This is a genomic window from Phyllobacterium sp. 0TCS1.6A (assembly GCF_026420825.1).
Taxonomy (GTDB): domain Bacteria; phylum Pseudomonadota; class Alphaproteobacteria; order Rhizobiales; family Rhizobiaceae; genus Phyllobacterium.
The window spans coordinates 66059-83894 of record NZ_JAPMAB010000006.1 but is presented as its reverse complement, the minus strand read 5'-3'; the positions used below and the strand labels follow the sequence as shown (position 1 = coordinate 83894).

At 58.6% G+C, this 17836-nt stretch carries 28 protein-coding genes; 1 reads left to right on the top strand and 27 read right to left on the bottom strand.

Going from position 1 to position 17836, the window contains the following annotated elements; all coding sequences use genetic code 11:
* Nucleotides 1-79: 79 nt before the first annotated feature.
* From rplO to OSJ75_RS14035, 26 genes are all read right to left on the bottom strand, one after another.
* Nucleotides 80-556: a 50S ribosomal protein L15 gene (gene rplO / locus OSJ75_RS14160; RefSeq protein WP_250018587.1), complete on the bottom strand. Its 477-nt coding sequence runs from the start codon at nucleotides 554-556 to the stop codon at nucleotides 80-82.
* Nucleotides 557-572: 16 nt separating this feature from the next.
* Nucleotides 573-773 carry a 50S ribosomal protein L30 gene (rpmD, locus tag OSJ75_RS14155; protein ID WP_250018586.1) on the bottom strand — a complete coding sequence of 67 codons (201 nt, stop codon included), beginning with the start codon at nucleotides 771-773 and terminating at the stop codon, nucleotides 573-575.
* 66 nt (nucleotides 774-839) lie between these two features.
* Complete coding sequence (rpsE, locus tag OSJ75_RS14150) at nucleotides 840-1403, bottom strand: 30S ribosomal protein S5 (protein ID WP_091922984.1); 564 nt, start codon at nucleotides 1401-1403, stop codon at nucleotides 840-842.
* Nucleotides 1404-1480: 77 nt separating this feature from the next.
* Nucleotides 1481-1843: a 50S ribosomal protein L18 gene (gene rplR, locus OSJ75_RS14145; RefSeq protein WP_250018585.1), complete on the bottom strand. Its 363-nt coding sequence runs from the start codon at nucleotides 1841-1843 to the stop codon at nucleotides 1481-1483.
* A gap of 12 nt (nucleotides 1844-1855) precedes the next feature.
* Nucleotides 1856-2389, bottom strand: a complete 534-nt coding sequence (gene rplF, locus OSJ75_RS14140) for a 50S ribosomal protein L6 (protein ID WP_250018584.1) — start codon at nucleotides 2387-2389, stop codon at nucleotides 1856-1858.
* Between the two features lie 38 nt (nucleotides 2390-2427).
* On the bottom strand, nucleotides 2428-2826 hold the full coding sequence (rpsH, locus tag OSJ75_RS14135; RefSeq protein WP_250018583.1) for a 30S ribosomal protein S8: 399 nt from the start codon (nucleotides 2824-2826) through the stop codon (nucleotides 2428-2430).
* Nucleotides 2827-2838: 12 nt separating this feature from the next.
* Nucleotides 2839-3144 (bottom strand): 30S ribosomal protein S14, encoded by a 306-nt coding sequence (rpsN, locus tag OSJ75_RS14130; protein ID WP_099999155.1) that lies wholly within the window; start codon nucleotides 3142-3144, stop codon nucleotides 2839-2841.
* A gap of 25 nt (nucleotides 3145-3169) precedes the next feature.
* Entirely contained in the window at nucleotides 3170-3727 is a 558-nt protein-coding gene (gene rplE, locus OSJ75_RS14125) for a 50S ribosomal protein L5 (RefSeq protein ID WP_250018582.1), read from the bottom strand.
* The gene (gene rplX, locus OSJ75_RS14120; protein ID WP_250018581.1) at nucleotides 3720-4031 is read right to left on the bottom strand and encodes a 50S ribosomal protein L24; all 312 of its coding nucleotides are present in this window, start codon (nucleotides 4029-4031) and stop codon (nucleotides 3720-3722) included. Before rplX ends, rplE begins: the two co-directional genes overlap by 8 nt.
* Before the next feature lie 10 nt (nucleotides 4032-4041).
* Nucleotides 4042-4410: a 50S ribosomal protein L14 gene (rplN, locus tag OSJ75_RS14115; RefSeq protein ID WP_008124924.1), complete on the bottom strand. Its 369-nt coding sequence runs from the start codon at nucleotides 4408-4410 to the stop codon at nucleotides 4042-4044.
* Between the two features lie 79 nt (nucleotides 4411-4489).
* Nucleotides 4490-4732, bottom strand: a complete 243-nt coding sequence (gene rpsQ, locus OSJ75_RS14110; RefSeq protein WP_250018580.1) for a 30S ribosomal protein S17 — start codon at nucleotides 4730-4732, stop codon at nucleotides 4490-4492.
* 11 nt (nucleotides 4733-4743) lie between these two features.
* Nucleotides 4744-4944 (bottom strand): 50S ribosomal protein L29, encoded by a 201-nt coding sequence (rpmC, locus tag OSJ75_RS14105; protein WP_250018763.1) that lies wholly within the window; start codon nucleotides 4942-4944, stop codon nucleotides 4744-4746.
* A gap of 11 nt (nucleotides 4945-4955) precedes the next feature.
* Nucleotides 4956-5369: a 50S ribosomal protein L16 gene (rplP, locus tag OSJ75_RS14100; protein WP_099999160.1), complete on the bottom strand. Its 414-nt coding sequence runs from the start codon at nucleotides 5367-5369 to the stop codon at nucleotides 4956-4958.
* 41 nt (nucleotides 5370-5410) lie between these two features.
* Nucleotides 5411-6118, bottom strand: a complete 708-nt coding sequence (gene rpsC, locus OSJ75_RS14095; RefSeq protein WP_250018579.1) for a 30S ribosomal protein S3 — start codon at nucleotides 6116-6118, stop codon at nucleotides 5411-5413.
* Nucleotides 6118-6507, bottom strand: coding sequence for a 50S ribosomal protein L22 (gene rplV, locus OSJ75_RS14090; protein WP_250018578.1), 390 nt, complete (start codon nucleotides 6505-6507; stop codon nucleotides 6118-6120). Before rplV ends, rpsC begins: the two co-directional genes overlap by 1 nt.
* A 2-nt stretch (nucleotides 6508-6509) precedes the next feature.
* On the bottom strand, nucleotides 6510-6788 hold the full coding sequence (gene rpsS, locus OSJ75_RS14085) for a 30S ribosomal protein S19 (protein ID WP_008124912.1): 279 nt from the start codon (nucleotides 6786-6788) through the stop codon (nucleotides 6510-6512).
* A 15-nt stretch (nucleotides 6789-6803) separates the two neighbouring features.
* Nucleotides 6804-7637: a 50S ribosomal protein L2 gene (gene rplB / locus OSJ75_RS14080; RefSeq protein WP_250018577.1), complete on the bottom strand. Its 834-nt coding sequence runs from the start codon at nucleotides 7635-7637 to the stop codon at nucleotides 6804-6806.
* A gap of 20 nt (nucleotides 7638-7657) precedes the next feature.
* Nucleotides 7658-7951, bottom strand: coding sequence for a 50S ribosomal protein L23 (locus OSJ75_RS14075; RefSeq protein WP_250018576.1), 294 nt, complete (start codon nucleotides 7949-7951; stop codon nucleotides 7658-7660).
* Nucleotides 7948-8568: a 50S ribosomal protein L4 gene (gene rplD / locus OSJ75_RS14070; RefSeq protein WP_250018575.1), complete on the bottom strand. Its 621-nt coding sequence runs from the start codon at nucleotides 8566-8568 to the stop codon at nucleotides 7948-7950. The genes OSJ75_RS14075 and rplD overlap by 4 nt, the downstream gene beginning before the upstream one ends.
* Nucleotides 8568-9314, bottom strand: coding sequence for a 50S ribosomal protein L3 (gene rplC / locus OSJ75_RS14065; RefSeq protein WP_250018574.1), 747 nt, complete (start codon nucleotides 9312-9314; stop codon nucleotides 8568-8570). Before rplC ends, rplD begins: the two co-directional genes overlap by 1 nt.
* A gap of 25 nt (nucleotides 9315-9339) precedes the next feature.
* Nucleotides 9340-9648 (bottom strand): 30S ribosomal protein S10, encoded by a 309-nt coding sequence (gene rpsJ / locus OSJ75_RS14060; protein WP_008124902.1) that lies wholly within the window; start codon nucleotides 9646-9648, stop codon nucleotides 9340-9342.
* A gap of 60 nt (nucleotides 9649-9708) precedes the next feature.
* Nucleotides 9709-10884: an elongation factor Tu gene (gene tuf, locus OSJ75_RS14055; protein ID WP_252597184.1), complete on the bottom strand. Its 1176-nt coding sequence runs from the start codon at nucleotides 10882-10884 to the stop codon at nucleotides 9709-9711.
* Between the two features lie 62 nt (nucleotides 10885-10946).
* Nucleotides 10947-13034 carry an elongation factor G gene (gene fusA, locus OSJ75_RS14050; protein WP_250020289.1) on the bottom strand — a complete coding sequence of 696 codons (2088 nt, stop codon included), beginning with the start codon at nucleotides 13032-13034 and terminating at the stop codon, nucleotides 10947-10949.
* A gap of 33 nt (nucleotides 13035-13067) precedes the next feature.
* Entirely contained in the window at nucleotides 13068-13538 is a 471-nt protein-coding gene (rpsG, locus tag OSJ75_RS14045; protein WP_250020288.1) for a 30S ribosomal protein S7, read from the bottom strand.
* Between the two features lie 57 nt (nucleotides 13539-13595).
* Entirely contained in the window at nucleotides 13596-13967 is a 372-nt protein-coding gene (gene rpsL, locus OSJ75_RS14040) for a 30S ribosomal protein S12 (RefSeq protein ID WP_008121760.1), read from the bottom strand.
* 1225 nt (nucleotides 13968-15192) lie between these two features.
* The gene (locus OSJ75_RS14035; RefSeq protein ID WP_267228502.1) at nucleotides 15193-16314 is read right to left on the bottom strand and encodes a SagB/ThcOx family dehydrogenase; all 1122 of its coding nucleotides are present in this window, start codon (nucleotides 16312-16314) and stop codon (nucleotides 15193-15195) included.
* Between the two features lie 349 nt (nucleotides 16315-16663).
* On the opposite strand from OSJ75_RS14035, the gene OSJ75_RS14030 reads away from it, so the two are divergent.
* Nucleotides 16664-16900: a hypothetical protein gene (locus OSJ75_RS14030; RefSeq protein WP_267228501.1), complete on the top strand. Its 237-nt coding sequence runs from the start codon at nucleotides 16664-16666 to the stop codon at nucleotides 16898-16900.
* 511 nt (nucleotides 16901-17411) lie between these two features.
* On the opposite strand, the gene OSJ75_RS14025 is transcribed toward OSJ75_RS14030, so the two are convergent.
* The gene (locus tag OSJ75_RS14025; RefSeq protein ID WP_252597185.1) at nucleotides 17412-17657 is read right to left on the bottom strand and encodes a hypothetical protein; all 246 of its coding nucleotides are present in this window, start codon (nucleotides 17655-17657) and stop codon (nucleotides 17412-17414) included.
* Between the last annotated feature and the right edge of the window lie 179 nt (nucleotides 17658-17836).

Sequence of the window (17836 nt, the reverse complement as noted above, 5' to 3'; positions counted from 1 at the left end):
CGACGGTCCTATCCAGATATGTGCCTTTGCAAAAAGGTACAAGCGGCGATCACGAAGATCGCCGCCTGAACTGGCGTAATTATTCTGCAGCAGCTGGTGCTTCAGGCAGTTTGACGCTGCCGCCGGCCTTTTCGATCTTCTCGATCGCGGCCTTGGATGCGCCCGAAACCTCGAACGTCACGGCAGTCTTGATCTCGCCGTCCGACAGGAGGCGAACGCCGTCCTTGGCGCGGCGGATGACGCCGGCAGCCTTGAGCGTCTCGATGGTGACCGCAGCCTTCGGGTCGAGCTTCTTGGCATCGATGGCAGCCTGAATGCGGCCAACAGAAACCGTGTTGAAGTTCTTGGCGAAGATGTTGGTGAAACCGCGCTTCGGCAGGCGGCGGTACAGCGGCATCTGGCCGCCTTCGAAACCGTTGATGGCAACGCCCGAACGCGACTTCTGACCCTTCACGCCACGGCCGGCAGTCTTGCCCGAACCGGAGCCGATACCGCGACCGACGCGCTTGCGCGCCTTGGTTGCGCCTGGATTTTCACTCAGATCATTGAGTTTCATTTTTCTGTCTCCGGTCTCAAGCCTCGTCCACAACGCGGACGAGATGTTGAACCTTGGCAATCATACCGCGGACCGAAGGCGTATCTTCAAGCGTGCTGCGGCGATGCATTTTATTGAGGCCCAGGCCAACCAGCGTTGCACGCTGTTCTGCCGGACGGCGGATAGGGCTGCCGATCTGTTCGACGGTCAGCGTCTTACCCTTCTTCTTCTCAACCATGACTTTTGTCCTTTAGTCTACAGTTGGCGGGACCATGGTCCCTGCCCTACTGCGCCACAATCTGGCCTATTCTTCCGAACCGACCACGTCGCGGCGGCGAGCCTGCAGTGTCGAATACTTGATACCGCGCTGGGCAGCGATGTCCTTGGGGTGCATCTGGTGCTTGAGCGCATCGAACGTGGCGCGAACCATGTTGTACGGGTTCGACGAGCCGAGCGACTTTGCAACGACGTCCTGGACGCCGAGCGTCTCGAAAACGGCGCGCATCGGGCCACCGGCGATGATACCCGTACCGGCAGTTGCCGCGCGAAGCAGAACCTTGCCGGCGCCATGACGGCCTTCGACATCGTGATGAAGCGTACGGCCCGAACGCAGCGGAACGAAAATCATCTCGCGCTTGGCAGATTCAGTTGCCTTGCGGATGGCTTCCGGCACTTCGCGCGCCTTGCCATGACCGAAACCGACGCGGCCCTTCTGATCGCCAACGACGACGAGAGCAGCAAAACCGAAACGCCGACCGCCCTTGACGACCTTGGCGACGCGGTTGATGTGTACGAGCTTGTCAACGAATTCGCTGTCGCGCTCTTCGTTGCGGCCGCGATCTTCGCGGCTTCTCTTTTCCTGTGCCATGCTCCTAATTCCTTTTTCTTTTCCGGTAGCACGAATGATAGCGAAGCCCGGCTATTGTCCGGGCTTCCGTTACAACCTTAGAAGCTGAGGCCAGCTTCGCGGGCGGCCTCGGCAAGCGCCTTCACACGGCCGTGGTAAATATAGGCACCACGATCGAAGATGACTTCCTTGACTCCGGCCTTCACGGCGCGCTCGGCTACGAGCTTGCCAATGAGTGCTGCTGCATCGGAATCCGCACCGGTCTTCAGCTTGCCCTTGAGGTCGGCTTCGAGCGTGGATGCAGATGCAATTGTGTGTCCACGCGCATCATCGATGATCTGCGCGTAGATATTCTTCGAAGAACGGTGGACGCTGAGCCGCGGACGGTCACCGGCAACCGCCTTGATCTGGCGGCGAACACGCGATGCGCGACGCTGAATGATTTCTTTCGGCGATGCCATGACACGAATTCCTTACTTCTTCTTACCTTCTTTGCGAACGATCTTCTCGCCCGCATATTTCACGCCCTTGCCCTTGTAGGGTTCCGGACCACGATATTCGCGGATCTCGGCAGCGACCTGGCCGACCTGCTGCTTGTCGATCCCGGTCACGACGATTTCCGTCGGCTTTGGAACCGCAACAGTGATGCCGGCTGGCACTTCGTAGATCACTTCATGGCTGAAGCCGAGCGACAGCTGCAGGTTCTTGCCCTGCATGGCCGCACGATAACCAACGCCATTGATCTCAAGACGCTTTTCGAAGCCGTCCTTCACACCGGTGAAGATGTTGACGACCATGGTGCGGCTCATGCCCCACTTGGAACGGGCGACCTTGGTGTTGTCACGCGGATTGACGCTGATGGCGCCATCCTCGAACTTGACCACCACATCGTCATTGGCGACGAAGGTGAGTTCACCCTTCGGGCCCTTGGCCTTGATGGTCTGACCTTCCACGCTGGCGGTGACGCCTTGCGGGACGGCCACGGGTTTTTTACCGATACGAGACATTTTTCAACCTGTCCGTTTCTTCCTGTTAAGCCCGCGCATTAGAATATGCGGCAGAGCAGCTCTCCACCAACATTCTGCTCACGCGCCTCGTGATCCGCCATGACGCCCTTCGGCGTGGAGAGGATCGAAATACCAAGGCCATTGGCAACCTGCGGGATCGACTTGACCGACACGTAAACGCGGCGACCGGGCTTCGAAATACGGGTAATCTCGCGAATTACCGGTACGTTCTCAAAATACTTCAGCTCGATTTCAAGCTCGGACTTGCCGTTCTCGAAATCCACCTGGCTGTATCCGCGGATATAACCTTCAGCCTGAAGAACATCCAGAACGCGGGCGCGCAGCTTGGAGGCAGGGGTCGAAACCTTGCCCTTCTTGCGCATGATTGCGTTACGGATGCGTGTCAGCATATCGCCGAGAGGATCTGTCATAGACATCGCTCTTCTCCCTTACCAGCTCGACTTCACGACGCCGGGCACCTGGCCGAGCGAACCCAGCTGGCGCAATGCGATACGCGACATTTTGATCTTGCGGTAGTAACCGCGCGGACGGCCCGACACTTCGCAACGATTGCGAATGCGAACCTTCGTGGAATTGCGTGGCAGCTCTGCCAGCTGGATGGTGGCGCGGAAGCGCTCATCCAGAGGAAGCGACTGGTTCATCACGATAGCCTTCAGGCGTGCGCGCTTTGCAGCGAAACGCTTTACCAGAAGCCCGCGGCGCTTGTTCTTTTCGACTGCGCTCGTCTTTGCCATTTCAAATACCTCGCTACGCTTGCCGTTACTGGCGGAACGGGAAGTTGAAGGCGCGCAGGAGAGCGCGTGCTTCATCATCCGTCTTTGCAGTCGTACAAACGATGATGTCCATGCCCCAGATCTGATCAACCTTGTCGTAGTTGATTTCCGGAAACACAATGTGTTCCTTGATGCCCATCGCATAATTGCCGCGACCATCAAAGCTCTTCGGGTTCAGACCGCGGAAGTCGCGAACGCGCGGCAGCGCGATCGTGATGAGGCGATCCAGGAATTCATACATGCGTTCCTTGCGAAGGGTGACCTTCGTGCCGATCGGCATGTGCTCGCGAACCTTGAAAGTCGCGATAGACTTACGGGCACGCGTAATAACCGGCTTCTGGCCGGCAATCAATGCCAGATCTTCAGCAGCCACTGTCGGCTTCTTCGAATCTGCCGTCGCCTCGCCGACGCCCATGTTCAGGACGACCTTGGTGATGCGCGGGATCTGCATCTCGTTTTCATATTTGAACTGCTCGAGAAGAGCCTTACGCACCACTTCCTGGTACTGCTTCTTCAAGCGTGGTTCGATCTTTGCATCAGCCATCGATCAGATCTCCAGAACGCTTTGCTACACGTACCTTCTTGCCATCTTCGAGGACCTTGAAGCCAACACGGGTCGGCTTGCCATCCTTGTCGGCAATAGCGATGTTCGACAGATGGAGCGGCGCCTCTTTCGAGATGATGCCTGCTTCCTGGTTCTGTGTCTGCTTCTGGTGACGCTTGACAACATTGACGCCGCGAACGAGCGCCTGCCCGTCCTTCGGCAAAACCTTGATTACTTCGCCGGTGCGGCCCTTGTCCTTACCAGCCAGAACGACAACGCGGTCGCCTTTACGGATCTTCTGCATCGTCTGCTCCTTACAAAACTTCTGGAGCCAGCGAGATGATCTTCATGTGGCTCTTGGCGCGCAATTCGCGCGGAACCGGTCCGAAGATACGTGTGCCGATAGGCTCTTTCTTATTGTCGATCAAAACAGCAGCGTTCTTATCGAAACGGATAACGCTACCATCGGCGCGACGGATGTCCTTGGCCGTGCGAACAACCACAGCCTTCATCACATCACCCTTCTTAACGCGGCCGCGCGGAATTGCTTCCTTGATCGAAACGACAATAATGTCGCCGACCGAAGCATATTTCCGCTTCGAGCCGCCCAGCACCTTGATGCACATGACACGACGGGCGCCGGAATTATCCGCGACGTCGAGGTTTGTTTGCATCTGAATCATGACTAGCCGCCTTCTTCTTGTTCAACCGGACTGGGCTTTCCTTGCCCCTCGCGATTGTTGCGTACTTACATACAGATATTTAACTGGCCGGGGCGTCCGTTACGACTACCCAACGCTTGTCTTTCGAAATCGGCTTGGATTCCTGAATGGAAACCGTATCGCCAACCTTGAACTGGTTGCTTTCATCATGCGCCTTGTACTTCTTCGACTGGCGCACAGTCTTCTGGAGGAGCGGATGCGAATAGCGCCGCTCGACCTTGACCACAATGGTCTTGTCGTTCTTGTCGCTGACGACAACGCCCTGCAGAATGCGTTTAGGCATGGTTTTCTTCCTTAAGCCTTGCTCTCGACCGCTTTCTGGCGGGCGATCGTCTTGATGCGCGCGATATCGCGGCGGATCTGCCGAACGCGAGCGGTTTTTTCCAATTGGCCGGTCGCCTTCTGGAAGCGCAGGTTGAACTGCTCTTTCTTCAACGAACCCAATTCTTCATTCAACTGATCGAGGCTCATGGCCCGGACTTCTGCGGATTTCATAGCATCCACCCTTATTCTGCGATGCGCTGAATAAAGCGCGTCTTTACCGAAAGCTTTGCCGCTCCGAGGCGAAGAGCCTCACGAGCGATTTCTTCCGACACGCCGTCGAGCTCGAACATGACGCGGCCTGGTGCGACCCGCGATGCCCAATAATCCACCGAACCCTTACCCTTACCCATGCGGACTTCGGTAGGCTTCGATGTTACCGGCACATCCGGGAAAATCCGGATCCACACACGACCGGCACGCTTCATGTGACGGGTAATTGCACGGCGAGCGGCCTCGATCTCACGCGCGGTTACGCGGTTCGGTTCAAGGGCCTTCAGGCCGAAAGCACCAAAATTAAGATCCGTGCCGCCTTTCGACGCGCCGTGGATACGGCCCTTGAACTGCTTGCGGAACTTTGTGCGCTTAGGCTGCAGCATTGTTCTCTACTCCAAAATTCTCGATCCGGAAAGACGCTATTTTAAGCGTTTTCGCGGCGACGGTTCGAACCCTGATTGCTGTCGCCTTCAACCGCGCGGCGTTCGGAGGCCATCGGGTCGTGTTCAAGGATCTCGCCCTTGAATACCCAGACCTTGACGCCGCAAATGCCATAGGCGGTATGTGCTTCAGCAGTTCCGTAATCAATATCCGCACGAAGCGTATGCAGCGGCACGCGGCCTTCGCGATACCATTCCATACGAGCGATTTCCGCGCCGCCGAGACGGCCCGAGCAGTTGATGCGGATGCCTTCGGCTCCAAGACGCATCGCCGACTGAACGGCGCGCTTCATGGCGCGACGGAAAGCGACGCGGCGCTCGAGCTGCTGGGCGATCGACTGAGCGACCAGCGTTGCATCGGTCTCCGGCTTGCGGACTTCGACGATATTGAGCGTTGTGTCCGCATTGGTCATTTCCGACAGCTTGCGACGCAGCTTCTCGATATCGGCGCCCTTCTTGCCGATGATCAGGCCCGGACGGGCCGCATGGATCGTAACGCGGCACTTCTTGTGCGGACGCTCGATCACGACCTTCGAAATGGCAGCCTGCTTCAGTTCCTCGACCAGATACTTGCGGATCTTGAGGTCTTCATGCAGCAGCTTGCCGTATTCGCCCGTATTCGCATACCAACGCGAATCCCAGGTGCGGTTGATGCCGAGGCGGAAACCAACCGGATTAATCTTCTGGCCCATTATGCGGCCTCCCCTTTTTCCACTGCCTCGCGAACGACGATCGTCAGATGCGAGAATGGCTTCTCGATCCGGCTCGCCCGGCCGCGGCCACGTACGTGGAAGCGCTTCATCACGATTGACTTGCCTACATAGGCTTCAGCAACAACCAGAGCATCAACATCCAGGTCATGGTTGTTTTCTGCGTTGGCGATAGCTGATTCGAGCGTCTTTTTCACCGTGCCTGCGATCCGCTTGCGCGAAAATTCCAGATCGGCAAGAGCGGCGTTCACCTTCTTGCCACGGATGAGAGCAGCCACCAGATTGAGCTTCTGAGGGCTGATGCGGAGCGTGCGGGCAACGGCTTTCGCCTCGTTGTCCTTAAGCTGGCGCGGAGCCTTAGCCTTGCCCATCTTTATTTCCTCTTCGCTTTCTTGTCCGCGCCGTGACCGTAATAGGTCCGCGTCGGAGCGAATTCACCAAACTTGTGACCGATCATTTCTTCATTGACCGACACCGGGACATGCTTGTTGCCGTTATAAACGCCGAAGGTCAGGCCGACGAACTGCGGCAGGATCGTGGAGCGGCGGCTCCAGATCTTGATGACCTCACTGCGTCCGCCCTCGCGTACCTTCTCAGCCTTCTTGAGAAGATAGCCATCGATGAACGGGCCTTTCCAAACTGAACGAGCCATTTCAGACTACCTCTCTTACTTCTTGCGCTGATGGCGCGAACGAGCGATGAACTTGTCCGTAGCCTTGTTGGAGCGCGTCTTCTTGCCCTTGGTGGGCTTGCCCCACGGCGTGACAGGATGACGACCACCAGATGTCCGGCCTTCACCACCACCATGGGGGTGATCGACAGGGTTCATGGTAACACCGCGGTTGTGCGGACGCTTGCCGAGCCAACGGCTGCGACCGGCCTTACCGAGATTGATATTGCCGTGATCCGGGTTCGATACTGCACCTACGGTCGCAAAGCAAGAACCATGAACAAGACGCTGCTCGCCCGAGTTCAGGCGAAGGATCGCCATTCCCTGGTCGCGGCCGACGAGCTGGGCATAGGTACCGGCGGAACGGGCGATCTGACCGCCCTTGCCCGGCTTCATCTCCACATTGTGGATGATGGTGCCGACCGGCATTGCCGACAGCGGCATCGCATTGCCCGGCTTGACGTCCGTCTGTGCGCCGGCGATGACGCTGTCGCCCACGGCGAGGCGCTGCGGAGCCAGGATGTAGCTCAGTTCGCCGTCTTCGTAACGGATGAGCGCAATGAATGCGGTCCGGTTCGGATCGTATTCAAGGCGTTCCACCTTTGCAGCAACATCATGCTTGCGGCGCTTGAAATCGACGAAGCGATAGGTGCGCTTGTGACCGCCACCCTGGAAGCGTACGGTGACGCGACCCGTGTTGTTGCGGCCGCCCTTGGACGACAGACCTTCGGTCAGCGACTTTACGGGCTTGCCCTTGTAGAGCTCCGAACGGTCCACGATCACCAGCTGGCGCTGGCTTGGCGTGGTTGGGTTATAATGTTTGAGTGCCATTGTCTTTACTCCACGGCCCCTCAGAGACCAGTCGAAACATCGATCGACTGCCCTTCGGCAAGCGTCACGATTGCTTTCTTGACATCACTCTGGCGCCCGACGATGCCGCGGAACCGCTTCACCTTGCCTTTGCGCACAGCAGTATTGACTGCAGTCACCTTCACGCGGAACAGCGCTTCAACTGCGGCTTTGATTTCCGGCTTCGTTGCCTTGCGGGCCACGTTGAAAACGACCTGGTTGTTTTCGGAAACCAGGGTCGACTTCTCGGTGATGACCGGGCTGACGATCACGTCATAGTGGCGAAGATCAGTCATTTGAAACGCTCCTCGAGAGCTTCGACTGCAGCCTTGGAAAGCACGAGCTTGCCACGGCGCAGGATGTCATAAACATTGATGCCCTGGATCGGCAGAACATCGATGTTCGGGATGTTCGAAGCCGCACGGCGGAAATTCGCATCGATCTCGGCACCGCCGATCAGGAGCGCATTTTCCAGTCCGAGCTTGGCGAACTGCGAAACAAGGATCTTCGTCTTGCCTTCGGCCGCTGCCAGATCGTCGACGATGATCAGGTCGGAGGCCTTTACCTTTGCCGAAAGGGCATGGCGAAGTGCGAGGGCGCGGACCTTCTTCGGCAGCGAATGCTCATGGCTGTGAACCACAGGACCATGGGCCTTGCCGCCGCCGCGGAACTGCGGTGCGCGTGCCGAATGATGGCGGGCGCGACCGGTGCCCTTCTGCTTGTACATCTTGGCGCCGGTACGTGCGATTTCCGAACGTCCCTTCGCCTTGTGCGTACCCTGCTGCTTACGAGCGAGCTGGTAGCGCACCATGCGCTGAAGGATGTCGTCGCGCGGCTCGAGCCCGAAAATCTCCTCGGAGAGTTTCAGCTTGCCGGCGTCAACGCCTTCAAGGGTTGTAATCTTGAGATCCATTATTCGGCTCCCTCTGTTGTCTGCGCTGCTTCTGCATCAGACACAGCTGGTGCGGCTTTTGCGTCATTGTTCGATACGCGAAGGCCTGCGGGCTTCGGAGCGTTCTCGGGCAGCGCTACCTTGACGGCATCGCGTACGAGGATCCAAGCACCCTTCGAGCCGGGAACGGCGCCGCGAACAAGGATGAGGCCACGGTCCAGATCAGTCGAAACAACTTCGATGTTCTGCGTCGTCACGCGGGTCTGACCCATGTGACCAGCCATCTTCTTGCCCTTGAACACCTTGCCCGGATCCTGGCGCTGACCAGTCGAACCGTGTGCGCGGTGGGTAACCGAGTTACCATGCGTTGCGCGGTGACCGCCGAAATTGTGGCGCTTCATCGAACCGGCAAAACCCTTACCGATCGAAGTACCCGTCACATCGACCTTCTGGCCGGCAACATAATGATCGGCGGTGATCTCGGTGCCGACATCGAGAAGATTGTCAGCCGAGACGCGGAACTCCGCGACCTTCGCCTTTGGCTCGACAGAAGCCGCCGCGAAATGACCGCGCAAGCCCTTCGTCGTATTCTTTACCTTGGCCAGCCCAACGCCGAGCTGAACGGCTGTATAGCCATTCTTCTCAACAGTACGCTGAGCCACGACCTGGCAATTCTCCATCCGGAGAACTGTGACCGGCACATGCTCGCCAGCGTCGTTATAGACGCGAGTCATGCCCAGTTTCTGTGCAATTACACCTGAACGCATCGGTTCGTCCTTCCGTCCTCAAGCCTTACAGCTTGATCTCGACATCAACACCAGCGGAAAGATCGAGCTTCATCAGCGCGTCTACAGTCTGCGGGGTTGGGTCTACGATATCGAGAAGACGCTTGTGAGTGCGCATCTCGAACTGCTCGCGGCTCTTCTTGTCGATGTGCGGCGAGCGGTTAACCGTGAACTTCTCGATCCGCGTGGGAAGCGGGATCGGTCCGCGCACATTGGCACCGGTACGCTTGGCAGTCGACACGATTTCCCGCGTCGAATCGTCAAGGATCCGATGATCAAACGCCTTGAGGCGAATGCGGATGTTTTGACCGTTCATTTCATCTTTTCCTTGTTTAGCGGAGACGCTTTATCAGCGTCTCCCGCATAAAACCTTAACTTATTCAATGATCGAGGAGACGATGCCGGCACCGACGGTGCGGCCGCCTTCACGGATAGCGAAGCGCAGCTTCTCTTCCATGGCGATCGGCACGATCAGCGTCACGTCGACGGCGATGTTGTCGCCCGGCATGACCATTTCCGTGCCTTCCGGCAGCGTCACCACACCCGTCACGTCCGTCGTGCGGAAGTAGAACTGCGGACGGTAGTTGGTGAAGAACGGCGTATGACGGCCACCCTCGTCCTTGGTCAGGATGTAGGCTTCCGCCTTGAACTTCGTGTGCGGCTTGACCGAACCCGGCTTGCACAGGATCTGCCCGCGCTCGACGCCCTCACGGTCAACACCGCGCAGCAGCGCACCGATGTTGTCGCCAGCCTGGCCCTGGTCGAGCAGCTTGCGGAACATTTCAACGCCGGTAACCGTCGTCTTCGAGGTCGGACGGATGCCGACGATCTCGACTTCCTCGCCAACCTTGACGATGCCACGCTCGACGCGGCCCGTCACAACCGTACCACGGCCGGAGATCGAGAAAACGTCTTCGATCGGCATCAGGAACGGCTGGTCGACCGGACGCTCCGGCGTCGGGATGTACTTGTCGACTTCAGCCATCAGCGCGCGAACCGCATCTTCGCCGATCGTCTTGTCGGAATCTTCCAGCGCGGCAAGCGCCGAACCCTTGATGATCGGAATGTCGTCGCCCGGGAAATCATACTTCGACAGCAGCTCGCGAACCTCGAGCTCGACCAGCTCCAGAAGCTCGGCATCGTCAACCTGGTCGACCTTGTTCAGGAAAACCACGATCGCAGGAACGCCAACCTGGCGGGCGAGAAGAATGTGCTCGCGCGTCTGCGGCATCGGGCCATCGGCAGCCGAAACGACCAGGATCGCGCCGTCCATCTGCGCAGCGCCGGTGATCATGTTCTTAACATAATCGGCGTGGCCGGGGCAGTCGACGTGGGCGTAGTGGCGGTTCTCCGTCTCGTATTCGACGTGCGCCGTCGAGATCGTGATGCCGCGAGCCTTTTCCTCAGGCGCAGCGTCAATCTGGTCATACGCCTTGAACTCACCAAAATACTTCGTAATCGCTGCCGTCAACGACGTCTTGCCATGGTCGACGTGACCAATCGTGCCAATGTTAACGTGCGGCTTGTTACGTTCAAACTTGCTCTTAGCCATCTGAGCTCTCCGTTACATGTTCGCCTGCTCAGGCGTCTTAAATTTCCCGCGTAACCCCTTGGTTACGCAAACTTCTTCTGAATTTCCTGCGCGACAGCTGTCGGCACCGGCTCATAGTGATCGAACTGCATCGTGTACTGTGCACGACCCTGGCTCATCGAACGCAGCGTGTTGACGTAGCCAAACATGTTGGCCAGCGGCACGTTTGCATTGACGACCGTGGCGATACCACGTGCTTCAGTGCCGGAAATCTGTCCGCGACGCGAATTCAGATCGCCGATAACGTCACCGACATAATCCTCAGGCGTCACGACCTCGACCTTCATGATCGGCTCGAGCAGCTGGGCGCCGGCCTTCTGCGCACCTTCGCGGAATGCAGCGCGGGCTGCGATTTCAAAGGCGAGCACCGAAGAGTCCACATCGTGGTAGGCGCCGTCGATGAGCGTGGCCTTCACGCCCAGCATCGGGAAGCCTGCGAGCGGACCCGCACCCATGACGCTTTCGATACCCTTCTGAACACCCGGAATGTATTCCTTCGGAACAGCACCGCCGACGATCTTCGATTCGAAGATGAAATCATCACCTTCATGCGGCTCGAAGATAACCTTGATGCGGGCGAACTGGCCCGAACCACCGGACTGCTTCTTGTGGGTGTAATCGATTTCCGCGGCGCGGGTGATCGATTCACGGTAGGCAACCTGCGGCTGGCCGACATTGGCCTCGACCTTGAACTCGCGACGCATGCGGTCGACGAGGATGTCGAGGTGAAGTTCGCCCATGCCGGCGATGATGGTCTGGCCGGATTCTTCGTCCGACTTGACGCGGAAGGAAGGATCCTCGGCAGCGAGGCGATTGAGCGCAATGCCCATCTTTTCCTGGTCGGCCTTGGTCTTCGGCTCGATCGCGATCTCGATGACCGGATCGGGGAACTCCATGCGCTCCAGGATAACCGGCTTCAGCGGATCGCAAAGCGTATCGCCAGTCGTGGTTTCCTTGAGGCCTGCAAGCGCAACGATGTCGCCGGCATAGGCTTCTTCGATGTCTTCGCGGGAGTTGGAGTGCATCTGCAGCATGCGGCCGATGCGCTCACGCTTGTTCTTCACCGTATTGTCGAGCGAAACGCCCTTGGCGAGCTTGCCGGAATAGATGCGGCAGAAGGTGAGCGAACCGACGAACGGGTCGTTCATGATCTTGAATGCCAGCATCGACAGCGGCTCTTCGTCTGAGGACTTGCGCGTCGTTTCGGTTTCGGTCTTCGGGTCGATGCCCTTGATCGCCGGTACGTCGATCGGCGAAGGCAGATACTCGACGACGCCGTCGAGCAGGGGCTGAACGCCCTTGTTCTTGAACGCCGAACCGCAGAATACCGGATGGAAATCGACGCGGCAGGTACCGACGCGGATCAGCTGGCGCAGCTTGTCATTGTCGGGCATGTTGCCTTCCAGATAAGCTTCCATCGCCTCTTCTTCGACCTCTACGGCGGTCTCGATCAGCTTCTCGCGATATTCCTCGGCCTTTTCCTTGAGGTCGGCAGGGATCTCGACGACATCCCACTGCGCACCGAGCGACTCGTCGCGCCAGATGAGAGCGTTCATGTCGATCAGGTCGACGACGCCCTTGAAATCGCTTTCGGCGCCGATCGGCAGCTGCATGACAAGCGCCTTCGCACCGAGACGGGTCTTGACCATGTCGACGCAGCGATAGAAATCGGCGCCGGTCTTGTCCATCTTGTTGACGAAGATCATGCGCGGGACATGATACTTCTCGGCCTGGCGCCAGACGGTCTCGGTCTGCGGCTCGACACCGGCATTGGCGTCGAGAAGCGCGATTGCACCGTCGAGAACGCGCAGCGAACGCTCGACTTCAATGGTGAAGTCGACGTGGCCCGGGGTGTCGATGATGTTGAAACGGCGCATCTTGCCGTCACGACCCTTCCAGAAGGTGGTGGTAGCAGCCGAAGTGATCGTGATGCCACGCTCCTGCTCCTGCTCCATCCAGTCCATCGTGGCGGCGCCATCATGAACTTCACCGATCTTGTGCGACTTGCCGGTGTAGTAAAGGATACGCTCGGTGGTCGTCGTCTTGCCGGCGTCGATATGCGCCATGATACCGAAATTACGGTAGTCTTCGATTTTATATTCGCGGGCCATGATAAGCTGCCTTCAAGAATAGGGTTTCGACGATTACCAGCGGTAATGCGAGAATGCGCGGTTGGCTTCCGCCATGCGGTGCGTGTCTTCGCGCTTCTTGACGGCCGAGCCACGATTGTTGGCGGCATCGAGAAGTTCGCCGGACAGACGGTCGACCATGGTCGACTCGTTGCGGCCGCGAGCGGCGTTGATCAGCCAGCGGATGGCCAAAGCCTGGCGGCGCTCCGGACGAACGTCGACCGGCACCTGGTAGGTCGCACCACCGACACGGCGCGAACGCACTTCGACGTGCGGCGCAATGTTATCGAGAGCCTGATGGAACACGGCCACCGGCTCCTGCTTGCTCTTCGTCTCGACGGATTCGAGCGCACCGTAAACGATACGCTCTGCGACCGACTTCTTGCCATGAAGCATGACGGCATTCATGAACTTGGTCAGAACGAGATCGCCGAACTTGGGATCCGGGTTGATCTCACGCTTTTCTGCACTATGGCGTCTGGACATATCTTCTGTCTCTTCGCTTGTTCGGTCCGGCGGTTGAAGCCTGGAACCGGATAAAACTTACTTCGGACGCTTCGCACCGTACTTGGAACGGCGCTGCTTGCGGTTCTTGACGCCCTGCGTATCCAGAACACCACGGATGATGTGGTAACGAACGCCGGGCAAATCCTTTACACGGCCGCCGCGGATCATCACGACGGAGTGTTCCTGAAGGTTGTGACCCTCACCCGGAATATATCCGATGACCTCGAAGCCGTTGGTCAGGCGCACCTTGGCGACCTTACGGAGAGCCGAGTTCGGCTTCTTCGGGGTCGTCGTATAGACGCGTGTGCAAACGCCGCGCTTCTGCGGGTTTTCCTGCAGAGCAGGGACTTTATTGCGCTTTACCGGCGCAGTGCGCGGCTTGCGGATCAACTGGTTTACGGTAGGCATTCAACCTTCCCTCTTTCACAAATCTCGTATCTTCGCCCGTCAGGGCCGTTTCAGCGCCATGCTCATGCACGAATTCGGGCAAATAGACCACCCTCGCGGGTGGTTGCCCGATTGAAAGCAGAGGAAGCCGACTGAGCTTCATGCGACCTGCAAATTGCATTTCGATCGTAAAACGAACCCTGTTTGAGATGAACTCCAGAGCGTGTCGCTCCGAAACCGCCAATCTCACATCGGCTCAGATGGGCTGCTGATACTTTGTCCCCGGGCTTTCGTCAAGCCTGAAGGTCAAATATTATTAAGGAACACAGCATTTCCGGGGCATTCGCCCGCCTCGATGAGCGATAGTTTCGCCGCAGCGGTCCGGAATCAAGAAATATTTCAATCATTGCACAATTTTCCACGCGGCAGCGGGGTCCAAGGGCCGGCGATTCCCTGCCGGAGGGAATCATCGCCCGGATCCGGCTCGCCGTTCAGCCCGTTTCAGCCATCGCGTTCCCCGTCCGAGGGATGAGCTTCGAGATTTAGGTCATGGTGCCGCCGGTTCCAGCGACGAGCGTTACCGCTCACTGGGATTCTCATCGGGATCCAGTTCCCGGGCCACGGTGCAGCCGACGTGTAGTCAGCGGTGGCGATCGGTTCCAGCGCCGGGCGCTTCTTCGTCATGGCCGGAAGTCAGCCATGCGGCTCGCCGTTTGGCTGGTTCCAACGCCGGCGTGGCGCCCCTCACAGCGATCGTCGGCTTGATCAGCCTGGCCCAGCAAAAACCCCCGCCATGTGCAACTGACGCGTGTCGTGCGCGCCTAGGATGCAATCCTGGCCTCAGAGCGGAGCGACCATCACCACCTATCGCCCCGAGCGAATATAGGTTTGAATAATCAGGTCCGAGCGGCCCGGGCGATTGTGGTCGTTGCCGCCTCCCTCCCGCGGTCGGCGCTTTTTCGTCATGGCGGGACGTCAGCCAGATGCGGCTCGCCGTTTGGCTGGTTCCAACGCCGGCGTGGCGCCCTTCACAGCGATCATCGGCTTGATCCAGCTTGGCCCAGCAAAAACCCCCGCCATCTGCAACTCGCACGTGTCGTGTGCGCCTAGGATGCAATCCTGGCCGAAGAGCGGAGCGACCATCACCACCTATCGCCCCGAGCGAATATAGGTTTGAATAATCAGGTCCGAGCAGCCCAGGCGATTGTGGTCGTTGCCGCCTCCTCCCGTGGTCGGCGCTTTTTCGTCATGGCGGGACATCAGCCAGATGCGGCTCGCCGTTCAGGATCTTGCCGGCGTGCGGTTCGCGATTGCCGATGGCAACGGCATAGATGGGCGCGTGGGTAGGGTTGGTCAGTCCGAACAGCTTGGCGAGGCGCGAATGCGCAAGCGCCGCCGTCGGGCACGCGGCAAGCTCACGCGCTGTAGCGGCCAGTATGATGTTCTGGCCTATATGGCCCGCCTCCATCAACACGACGCGATAGGCGTTCGCATCGACATATTTCCACATGGTACGATCCATCAGCGCGCAGAGCACCACCAGGCATGGCATGGTGTCCACCCATTCCTGCCCGCCAGTGAGCAGCGAATAGGCAGGCTGGTCGTCGACATCCAGGCGCGCGAGACTGTGCTGCGCCGCGGAGTAATGGTAGATTCCGGCTACGAGCCCTTCGACATTGCGCGCCAAGACATAGGCCTCATATGGATTGCGCGCCCCGCCAGACGGCGTCATCGTCAGCGGCAGATCGCCCGCCGCAGTGCTGATCCTCCCGGTGATGCCCAATCCGGCAAACAGGCATTCGGCAAGCGATCTGAGCTGCAACGGCCGCCCCGACGCAAGGCGCGATGACCGCCGCCGCGCCATGAGCTCAAGCAATGCCGAGGAATGACGCACTTTCGGCAATTGCATAATAGAACGCCGCAAGGCGTCACGATGCTCACCGCTCTCGGCACCGTGAACCTCGAATAGAGCGATCGATCCCTCCTGCTCCAGACGTTCCAGCTGCAGCGCCCTCGCCTCCTGCAGCGACATGAAATCCGCATCCTGCACGCAGAAATGCATGGCGGCAGCCGGAATGCCCCAGCGCCAGCTGCCCGCATAAGCCGCCTCGCGGACAGCGAGTTCCGAATGTTCCGCGACGAGCGCGCCAGCTGCGAGCAGATCGCGTAATATCACCGCCGCCTCTACGACGTCCAACGCCGACATCAACTCCGCCACCTCGCCCTCATCGGCCCATTCCTCCAGCCGGCAGAGGAAGGCAAGCAGATCAGGCGCGCAGTTGAAGACCGACCTGCCCAGGAAGTTGCACCCTATCAGGCCGCCATCGCCTATATGGAAGATGAGTGTCCTGGCGCAGCGCAATCGCATGGCCGGTGGGCTATTCGGGACGGAAACTCATTCCAACGGTGATGAACGGCTTGCGCACAGCGATCGAAACGCGAAGATCGGGCTTCGCGCCAATGGTCTTGGGAGATTTGTTCTGCATGAAATGCCTCCTTAACGTGACAAGGGAACGCTACCACGCCCGGCGATATTATAATATAGGATTAAAGTATAGATTCGCCACTTTCTACAACATGACCTAGCTTAATTAGCTTATTACCTTAAGCTTCTGAAGTTTAATGTCCTATAAATTGATTTATATGAATATATAATGTTGCTATATATAGAATAGTGTATAGACTGGCGCTGATAATACCGTTCATGAGGACCTGTGATGGACAGCAATTCCGATTCGAAGCGGCGCATCGAGATTCCTTTACGCTATCCTGCCGAAGCCGAGGACGGCATGTTGGGCGCTCAAGCCAATGAGCATGGTTGCATGGTAGAGCTATTGCGATGGATGGTGTCGATGTCGAAGGCGCGCGGGAATGCCCCGCTGAGCTATCTTTTGGAAATGGCGTTGCTCCAGGCGCAGGGCTGCGCCACCGAGGAGATGGACATCCAGCAGTAGGATTGGCGAGGATGATCTCGGCCGAAATTGCCGAGGGATGAGGCCTCGCGGCGGCGATGCTCCGAGACTCGAAGTGGCTTCGGGAGCATAGAACACCCCTGATATAAGGAGACGGAACATAAGGAGACGGGGATATAAGTAGATGGAGGCCTCTGAACCCGGATTGGCATCTGCGATGCGGTGCATGGTAGAGACAGGCGCGTAAGCCGGAGGCTCCGGGCGCCCTGCCACGAACCGGCTGAAGGCATTTGCTGTCATCAGTTTGCTGTCATCAGTTTGAATGGCACGGACCTCCAGCGTGGCGGCCAGGCCGGCTGCTGAATTCGCCTATAATTGCGTCCGAAGCGCGATTGAAGCCAAAGTGCGTATAGCCGGAGCGGCACGGAGGCAGAGAAAGCGCCTTGGCATGCAGAGCCCGCGCCAGTTCGCAACGCCCTGCCACGAAATGCCTTGGCGACACGGGGCGCCAGCGGCCTGAAATCGCACCGGGATTTCCAGCCTGGCGGCGAGCTCAGCGACCAAGCTCGCGGCGCAGCGGTGTGATGAGATTGGCGCCCTGCCGGACGATCAGTTCGTGGATCGGGCCCGGAATGAGCGCATTGTCCGCGCTGCGCGACCGGCTGGCGCGCACCGTTTCCATCAGCGTCGCCCTCGAATTCACCCGCTGCACGATGATCGAGGCGAATGACCAGCCATTGGGCGTATGCACCATGGCATAGCCGCCGAGCATCGCGTTCGTGGCGGCCTGAAATCGCACCCGGATTTCCACTCTGGCGGCGAGCTCAGCGACCAAGCTCGCGGCGCAGCGAGTCGATGAGATTGGCGCTCTGCCGGGCGATCAGTTCGTGGATCAGGGGCGGAATGAGCGCATTGTCCGCGCTGCGCGACCGGCTGGCGCGCACCGTTTCCATCAGCGTCGCCCTCGAATTCACCCGC

Coding starts and splice junctions, on each gene's coding strand:
- rplO (WP_250018587.1), bottom strand. CDS start 556: ATGAAACTCAATGATCTGAGTGAAAATCCAGGCGCAACCAAGGCGCGC.
- rpmD (WP_250018586.1), bottom strand. CDS start 773: ATGGTTGAGAAGAAGAAGGGTAAGACGCTGACCGTCGAACAGATCGGC.
- rpsE (WP_091922984.1), bottom strand. CDS start 1,403: ATGGCACAGGAAAAGAGAAGCCGCGAAGATCGCGGCCGCAACGAAGAG.
- rplR (WP_250018585.1), bottom strand. CDS start 1,843: ATGGCATCGCCGAAAGAAATCATTCAGCGTCGCGCATCGCGTGTTCGC.
- rplF (WP_250018584.1), bottom strand. CDS start 2,389: ATGTCTCGTATCGGTAAAAAACCCGTGGCCGTCCCGCAAGGCGTCACC.
- rpsH (WP_250018583.1), bottom strand. CDS start 2,826: ATGTCTATGACAGATCCTCTCGGCGATATGCTGACACGCATCCGTAAC.
- rpsN (WP_099999155.1), bottom strand. CDS start 3,144: ATGGCAAAGACGAGCGCAGTCGAAAAGAACAAGCGCCGCGGGCTTCTG.
- rplE (WP_250018582.1), bottom strand. CDS start 3,727: ATGGCTGATGCAAAGATCGAACCACGCTTGAAGAAGCAGTACCAGGAA.
- rplX (WP_250018581.1), bottom strand. CDS start 4,031: ATGCAGAAGATCCGTAAAGGCGACCGCGTTGTCGTTCTGGCTGGTAAG.
- rplN (WP_008124924.1), bottom strand. CDS start 4,410: ATGATTCAGATGCAAACAAACCTCGACGTCGCGGATAATTCCGGCGCC.
- rpsQ (WP_250018580.1), bottom strand. CDS start 4,732: ATGCCTAAACGCATTCTGCAGGGCGTTGTCGTCAGCGACAAGAACGAC.
- rpmC (WP_250018763.1), bottom strand. CDS start 4,944: ATGAAATCCGCAGAAGTCCGGGCCATGAGCCTCGATCAGTTGAATGAA.
- rplP (WP_099999160.1), bottom strand. CDS start 5,369: ATGCTGCAGCCTAAGCGCACAAAGTTCCGCAAGCAGTTCAAGGGCCGT.
- rpsC (WP_250018579.1), bottom strand. CDS start 6,118: ATGGGCCAGAAGATTAATCCGGTTGGTTTCCGCCTCGGCATCAACCGC.
- rplV (WP_250018578.1), bottom strand. CDS start 6,507: ATGGGCAAGGCTAAGGCTCCGCGCCAGCTTAAGGACAACGAGGCGAAA.
- rpsS (WP_008124912.1), bottom strand. CDS start 6,788: ATGGCTCGTTCAGTTTGGAAAGGCCCGTTCATCGATGGCTATCTTCTC.
- rplB (WP_250018577.1), bottom strand. CDS start 7,637: ATGGCACTCAAACATTATAACCCAACCACGCCAAGCCAGCGCCAGCTG.
- OSJ75_RS14075 (WP_250018576.1), bottom strand. CDS start 7,951: ATGACTGATCTTCGCCACTATGACGTGATCGTCAGCCCGGTCATCACC.
- rplD (WP_250018575.1), bottom strand. CDS start 8,568: ATGGATCTCAAGATTACAACCCTTGAAGGCGTTGACGCCGGCAAGCTG.
- rplC (WP_250018574.1), bottom strand. CDS start 9,314: ATGCGTTCAGGTGTAATTGCACAGAAACTGGGCATGACTCGCGTCTAT.
- rpsJ (WP_008124902.1), bottom strand. CDS start 9,648: ATGAACGGTCAAAACATCCGCATTCGCCTCAAGGCGTTTGATCATCGG.
- tuf (WP_252597184.1), bottom strand. CDS start 10,884: ATGGCTAAGAGCAAGTTTGAACGTAACAAGCCGCACGTTAACATTGGC.
- fusA (WP_250020289.1), bottom strand. CDS start 13,034: ATGGCCCGCGAATATAAAATCGAAGACTACCGTAATTTCGGTATCATG.
- rpsG (WP_250020288.1), bottom strand. CDS start 13,538: ATGTCCAGACGCCATAGTGCAGAAAAGCGTGAGATCAACCCGGATCCC.
- rpsL (WP_008121760.1), bottom strand. CDS start 13,967: ATGCCTACCGTAAACCAGTTGATCCGCAAGCCGCGCACTGCGCCGGTA.
- OSJ75_RS14035 (WP_267228502.1), bottom strand. CDS start 16,314: ATGCGATTGCGCTGCGCCAGGACACTCATCTTCCATATAGGCGATGGC.
- OSJ75_RS14030 (WP_267228501.1), top strand. CDS start 16,664: ATGGACAGCAATTCCGATTCGAAGCGGCGCATCGAGATTCCTTTACGC.